This is a genomic window from Legionella stuttgartensis (assembly GCF_977063405.2).
Window position 1 is genome coordinate 243,986 of sequence record NZ_CDRUHA020000111.1, and the last position, 6,792, is coordinate 250,777.

The window sequence follows — 6,792 nt, forward strand, 5'->3', positions numbered from 1 at the left end:
TCAATGAAGGTAATGTAACTATTTGTTAAAGGATTAAATATGAATAACAAAAAAATATTGAATTTTATTGGATTAATTGTTCTATCTATGCCTCTATTTGCGAGTGAGAAATTTCAAATTAACTCTATAAACCAGGTAATAGATAGATACATTGAAAACTACAAAAAACAAGAGTTGCTCACAGGTATTGAGGCTACTTTTGTAGATGGTTCCCAGCTAAAATCGACTGCTCGTGGTTTTAATAGTAAAGAAAAAAGAAATCCCTTAACTAATAGGTCATATTTTCAAATAGGCAGCATAACCAAATCTTTTACAGCCGCATTAATCTTAAAATTAGAGTCCGAGGGCAAATTAAATATTAATCAAACAGTTGGAGATTGGTTTCCAGAATATTTAGATTGGAAAGACATAACTATAAAACAACTACTTAACATGACAAGTACCATTCCAGGTTACGCTACCATTCCAGCGCTTGCTGAGTCCCTTACAAATGCTCCAAAAAAGAAATGGACGAGTAAAGAATTGATTGATTTAGCGTATAAATATAAACATCCCACTTCAGGTTATAATTACTCAGATACCAATTATTTAATTCTCGGTGTCATCATAGAAAAAATAACTCACGATTCTTTTCAACATCAATTGCAGGAAAAAATTCTACAACCGCTCCATTTAAAACAGACTTATTATTTTACAGATTCTTTTACACATGAGTTCTTAGAGGAAATGCCCGATAGTTACTATTATGGTAAAACATCAGGAAAGCTAAGGCATGGTCAAAATGTAACCGATGTAAATTTATCCATGGCAGGACCTGCGGGCGCCATTGTGGCTACTACATCGGATGTGGCACGTTGGGTAAAGGCTTTATTTTCCTCTGATTTTTTACCTAAACAGCAGCAAACGGAGTTGAAATCGCTCATTTCGATGAAAACCGGACATTCAATCTCTCACGTAAACTCAAAAGATCCAAGAGGTTTTGGACTTGGTGTGGTGCAGGGTTATGATATACATTTAGGAACATATTGGTACTACGAAGGTGATACTATGGGATTTAGAGTCCTTTATATTTACCATCCTTGTACTAAAAAAGCTGTGATCATTGGCTTAAATAGTTCGCGTTTTGTCGATGAAGAGGTCGCTGATCATAGTGGCGATTTGTTGTTAGCACTGTACAAAACTGCTTTTGGTATTTCACAGAAATGTAAATAATGAAGCTTATTATTTATAATAATTGATTATTTTTTTATCGAATAATCATCGCCCTTGTTTTAAACCAATTTAATTTAGATCCTGATTTTATCGGCCTAGAAAAGTCTTCTTTAGATAAAGATGATTGTAGCACTATACTGTTATGTTTTTGGATGCTGTTTATACGATTATTCACGAAAATGAAAAATTTAAGATGCTGTAAACTACAGTAAAACCAATAGCAGAAAACAACTTCTCAATCCAAAAAATTATTTGTGGAATTATTCATACATGAATCCACTTGTCCTCCCAATTAGAGAGAGAATACATTATTGCAAAAGATGCTATTAAAAACACCAACAAGCCAACATCTGGACTGTTTTTAACAATGAAAAGGAAAATGATTTATGATGATTTATAAAAAGATTATTACAAAATAAAGATAAACTCAGCACCATTTTCGAAAAACAACAAAAATCCTGGAGAAAAAACAGTGGCTATATGATTATTGAATTATTAATCGCAGATTCCTCATTGTGCTTCCTTGCTTGAAAACCAGCTATCTACAACTCAGCCAAGTTGCCCCTGTTTAATCCTGTCTTTTAAATTTAATCAGTAACAAGCCTGATTTCCCGCCATTTGTTATTTTTATGAACACTATTCTCTAAAGTTAACATATCTCCCCCACAATACTTTAAATTGATCATAAATTATACCCTACATGAGTCACACATGTGCAATATCTATCGCATTTACCGTATCACTGTTTAATAGAGGCATCATAAAAAAATTTTAATCACAAACCTCATTAAATTAAAAATTGGACATGTCGCAAATAAGACATAAGGAGTAATATCAATTTAATTCTATGTGGTTAATATTTAACCTGATAGTTTCAATTTTAAATATCAGGAGAAAATAATGTTTACCAAAATACCCTTAATCAGTCGACATTCTGGCAAATTAATAGGTGCAGCAGGGGCTGGCGCCCTCCTTCTTGCATACGATGCATACAAATATAAACAACTACAGGATAAAATGGCAGAGCTGCAAATGACACCTGAAGAACCTCAGACTATCGTAGACGCGGATCAAAAAAATTGGCTCATATTTGGCAGACAAAGTCCAGGTTACGTACGAGATACTAATAAAACACCCAAACACCATCTTCAAAAGAAAATACATTCGAGCTCTATAATTTTTAAGTCATTGGGAACTCAGTTAGATAACGAGAAACACTTTGATTTATTTTCAGGCAGTGATTTTGTGGTAGAGATGTTCTCAAAAAGAGAAAAAGCGCCAAAGGTACGTGTTCAACCAGAAAAAATGCTCAGTGATGACTTAGATACAATCAAGGATGATGACCTATTTGAAGTTGGTTTTGCTCGTAAACAGGGCTTTGCAGACATCACCCAAAAATCTCCTTTTTATCACTCAGCCATCGCATTAAGAAGAATTAATAAAGAGGATGTTGCTAATTCAAAAATTGTGGTTTTGAGGGGACAAGAAATAAAAGAGATCATAGATAGAACGAATAAAGCGATTTGCGATGAACAATCGTGTAATCTTGTTCGCTCTAATTGTTATTCAGCCTCGACCTATGCCAGTGGAGAACTCGTCAGGGTAATCGATGGACGAAGTATCAATGCAGAAGCGAAAAAAGAAGACTTGGAAGCAATTGTTTCCGTAATGTCACAACGAGTATTCGATAATCATGCCGTAGGTATTACCAATAATGCCCCGGTATTAGAACAGTGGACGACTCAAGTACCCCAAATATTAGAACCCTATGGACTAGTAAAGCCACCTTCATCCAAAACTCCAGATGGACCTAAATTATAAAATACACCCATTAAAATGCCGCATAGGAGGTAGAAGAATGAAAGCCGCAAAGATGTTTACAGTAGATGAAAATATTTTGAAAAGCCTTGGTGCAGGTACTCTGAAAATAATTAGAACTAAAGGAATCCAAATGGAAGCAGAAATTGCCGCAAAATTGGAGGAATTAGAGTCATTGGTTGTTGAAGGAGTTTCTGGTGATGGACTTGCCAAAGCGAAGGTGGATGGGAAACATCAAATTATAGAGCTTTCCTTAGATCCCACCTATACAGAATTGGATAATAAAACAAAAACATGTACGCTGATGACCGAAGCAATTAATGATGCAATCTATAAAGTTAATCTAACTATAGAAAATGAAATATCGAACATAAAACTTAGGTATACTGGGGAAGTTATCAAAAATTTATCTTAAAAATCGTTTACGATGCATTTTGATTGTGTTCCTTTGTTCTCTTCTTGTACTTGCAAATGTGGGTTGAGCCCAGCTTAACCTTCTTGCAAGTTTCTTCGCTTCTTTATGTCATACACGCTACTTCAGGTGTAATCCGATATTACTTCGGTTCTAAAGCACTCTTATTGTGCTGAACACTTGCTTGATTCTTCCCCCCTTCCTCTTTTTTTGTATTCCAAATAGATAAACCCTGTAATGAGGATGGCTCTTTTATTTCCTTAGAAGCATCCTGCAGGGTTATAAATGGATTTGAGTGCATTTTGATAAAGCTTATAACTTTTTAGTGCGTTATATAAATTAGCAACATGCCGATTAAACACAGACCTTTCCCCCAAATGAGACTACATCTTTGATGAGATTGATTAGCTTATGCTACCCGTCTAGCGTATTCAACGGGTGGCATATAATTTAGTGAGCTATGAGGCCGAACATGATTGTAATGCTCAAGTCATAGAGCATCTCATATTTTGCTTAACTTAGTGTTCGAAATCAGTGTAGGTTTAGGCATTCATTCCTGAATTTACCATTCAGGCTTTCCACAAAAGCGTTCTGCATTGGTTTTCCAGGCTGAATAAACCAATGACTACATTGGTTTATTTGCTCCAGAAGAACATTGCCTTGCTCGTAAATTCAGTGCCAATATCACAAATGACCTTACTTGGTTTGCTGCGCTCCTTATAAATTGATCTAGAAAGCGTGCAACTTGCTGTCCACTGATTGAAGTAGAAACCAACTGCCCAAGCATCCCACAAGAATAATCATCCACAACATTTAGCACACGAAATCATCTACCATTACTTAGCTGGTCAGATACGAAATCCACTGACAAACGTTGATTCGGGGCAGGCAATTCCATTGGTTGCTTAGGCCGGGGGAACTTTTTTCGTTTCTTTGTTCGTACTAGCAAACCCTCCGCTTTAAGCAACCTATGCAGAAGCAAATAACCGTAGGAAGAATACTCCACCGCTAACTCCCTGAGCCGTGCTCTGAGTGAATTGTCTGTTCGTGACTTAGGTTGATATCGATATATAGTTCTGCTCAACCCTGCCAGCTTACGGCCACCACTGAACTTAGAGTATCCTATAAGGGGTTGACAATAGGCTTTCTTTCAGCTGACTTTACCACCTTTTTTATAGTACATCATTCATCGCATCTAATTCCAGAAGCTTATCAGCTAATAATCTCTTCAGTTTATATTCTAAGACTTAAGCTCTCGTAGCCGTTTAGCCTCATTTACTTCAAGACCTGTATATTTGCTTCGCAATTGTAAAAAGTGCATGAGGAGGGTAATCTCGGCAAATATCATCAACTTTTGTCCCGGCTTATCATGGTTTAATGGCTTTGATAATTTGTTCTTCTGTATAACGTTTTTTCATTTTGAGGTCTCGAATCTTGCAATTTTAATGGAAATCTCATCAATGTCATGGTCTTATTTTTGGGGGATAGGTCAAGGCTTTGCTAGCTCATTGAAATCTCACATTGGAATCAAGATCACTTAACAGCTTGGTTTTTCTTGATTTAAAAGGTAAAAAGCAAATTCAAATTGATTTAAATTTGCTTTCAATTATTTATAATTTATTCATATTCATAGTATTAGTGAGGATGCATTCGGGCGGAAATTTTTTCACAATTTTCTAAAAACTCATCCAAAAATTGATATTGTTTTGGCAATGTATGAAACAAAGTTTCAAGTGCTATAACAATTTTATCAAATTTTTCTAAATCTTTTTTCTCAATAAAATGCTTTGAAGATGCTAATTTTTTTTCAAAGTCTTCATTGTTTTCACCCCAGAATTCCCGATATTTTTGATATATTACATCCGCCTTTTTTGTTAAATAATTTATTTCATTAATTATATTTTTTATATATGTAATGTTTGTTTTTAATGTCTTACATATGGTTTTATCCAATTCTCCCTCTTTTATGGAATTAAGAAGGTTGTTACATGCTTCCATTCTATAAAAACGACTCTTGCACTTCTCTAAAGCTTTTTTAGATGCCTTTAACTCAGAATTTAAATTTTCATTTTTTTTATCTTTTTTTAGTTTTGATTTAATTACATTACAATTGTTACTGACTCTTTCTAAATCATACTCAGCGAATCTTAGGGAGTCTACAACCTCTTTATAGCATGGACTTTCTTTGGTAAGCATCCCTTTATTCGCTTCTAAAATAGATTGAAGAAATTTGATTTCTTGATGTAAATATTTAGTTAATACATTAGGCGTATGAAGTTCATCGTCATAGGATGAAGCGATATTACAATTTACTGGATTCGTATCGTATTTCGCTAAAATAACCTTGAATGGTGCTGTTAATTTTTTTTCACTTTTAAAAAACATAATTTATCTCCCAATGATTAAGTGTCAGTTGAATCAATTTTAAACAACCATTCTGATCACATAATTAATGAGAATGACGAAATTGCGACAAAATGCTTACGAATCAATCAATATAAATCTTCCTTTAGATTGGAGAATCACTAAGCAAAATAATACAAACTCTAATTTAGGCCACGAGATAAATATTTGAATAGACGCTGAATTAGAATAGAAACATCAGCCAAACAACTCAGAAATTACTTTGGATAAAATTCAATTTCGTACAGCATAATTTGACTAAAACAAAACTTCTCAAGCTGGAAACTCCCCAATTAAGAACCCCCAACGGACAAAAATATTGTTTAATCGCTTCCTAGCCGCCCTCTTAATATCCTCTCCGGAATATACAAACGATATATCTGTCGCAAAGGCGACATGGGGAGTCATAGCCACTTAATATGCAAATTATACAATGTGTATATTGGATAACCCAATTGGAGATTAATATGCTTACGGCAGAAAAAATAAAGTTATTTAACAGTATGTTTTTAGAATACTCATTAGATGAAGAAACTCCCGCATTTTCTGCTAATGAAATCGAGTTTCTTATTATCAAAATAGTATCTCTATTTAATAAAAAAAATGTTACGAAGAAAGAGTTTTTGAATTCAATTCACGAAATTTTTCAAGATGAGATTAAGAATTATGATTCATTCTTTGCTTTTAACGATACTCAAGCAAAAAAAGCAAAACGTAATATGCTCCGAGCTTGGCAAGATGAGATTTTTTGTGCACTTGAATGCAAAAAGAATGAAAAAATTATATTAGAAGATGTAAATCAGGTTTTGTATGACACTGCTGTAGACAGTGCTAATAACCCGCTAGTAAATGGCGCAGGCCATCAATAAAGTTTCACCAGAAAATACCCCAAGAAGTTTACAAAAAGACCAAGACAGAAAACTCATCTAAAATAAAGGGACTAATGA

5 protein-coding genes and 1 pseudogene are annotated in these 6,792 nt (G+C 34.3%); 4 read left to right on the forward strand and 2 right to left on the reverse strand.

From position 1 onward, the window contains the following. Nucleotides 1-39: 39 nt before the first annotated feature. The 3 genes from ACWTEW_RS38575 (at nucleotide 40) to ACWTEW_RS38585 (ending at nucleotide 3,445) form a co-directional block, all read left to right on the forward strand. Nucleotides 40-1,212, forward strand: coding sequence for a serine hydrolase domain-containing protein (locus ACWTEW_RS38575; protein ID WP_454783275.1), 1,173 nt, complete (start codon nucleotides 40-42; stop codon nucleotides 1,210-1,212). A 900-nt stretch (nucleotides 1,213-2,112) separates the two neighbouring features. Further along, complete coding sequence (locus ACWTEW_RS38580) at nucleotides 2,113-3,033, forward strand: hypothetical protein (protein WP_454783276.1); 921 nt, start codon at nucleotides 2,113-2,115, stop codon at nucleotides 3,031-3,033. A 37-nt stretch (nucleotides 3,034-3,070) separates the two neighbouring features. Further along, nucleotides 3,071-3,445, forward strand: coding sequence for a YbaB/EbfC family nucleoid-associated protein (locus ACWTEW_RS38585; protein WP_454783277.1), 375 nt, complete (start codon nucleotides 3,071-3,073; stop codon nucleotides 3,443-3,445). A 406-nt stretch (nucleotides 3,446-3,851) separates the two neighbouring features. Here the strand turns inward: ACWTEW_RS38585 and ACWTEW_RS38590 are convergent. Then, nucleotides 3,852-4,860: pseudogene (locus ACWTEW_RS38590) on the reverse strand (IS3 family transposase). 217 nt (nucleotides 4,861-5,077) lie between these two features. Further along, nucleotides 5,078-5,827 carry a hypothetical protein gene (locus ACWTEW_RS38595; protein ID WP_454783278.1) on the reverse strand — a complete coding sequence of 250 codons (750 nt, stop codon included), beginning with the start codon at nucleotides 5,825-5,827 and terminating at the stop codon, nucleotides 5,078-5,080. 485 nt (nucleotides 5,828-6,312) lie between these two features. Here ACWTEW_RS38595 and ACWTEW_RS38600 point away from each other — a divergent pair, with 485 nt between their 5' ends. Further along, the gene (locus ACWTEW_RS38600; RefSeq protein WP_454783279.1) at nucleotides 6,313-6,714 is read left to right on the forward strand and encodes a hypothetical protein; all 402 of its coding nucleotides are present in this window, start codon (nucleotides 6,313-6,315) and stop codon (nucleotides 6,712-6,714) included. Nucleotides 6,715-6,792: the final 78 nt, after the last annotated feature.

What these genes read in the sequence shown, in the direction of transcription:
- ACWTEW_RS38575 (WP_454783275.1), top strand. Translation starts at nt 40, where the DNA reads ATGAATAACAAAAAAATATTGAATTTTATTGGATTAATTGTTCTATCT.
- ACWTEW_RS38580 (WP_454783276.1), top strand. Translation starts at nt 2,113, where the DNA reads ATGTTTACCAAAATACCCTTAATCAGTCGACATTCTGGCAAATTAATA.
- ACWTEW_RS38585 (WP_454783277.1), top strand. Translation starts at nt 3,071, where the DNA reads ATGAAAGCCGCAAAGATGTTTACAGTAGATGAAAATATTTTGAAAAGC.
- ACWTEW_RS38595 (WP_454783278.1), bottom strand. Translation starts at nt 5,827, where the DNA reads ATGTTTTTTAAAAGTGAAAAAAAATTAACAGCACCATTCAAGGTTATT.
- ACWTEW_RS38600 (WP_454783279.1), top strand. Translation starts at nt 6,313, where the DNA reads ATGCTTACGGCAGAAAAAATAAAGTTATTTAACAGTATGTTTTTAGAA.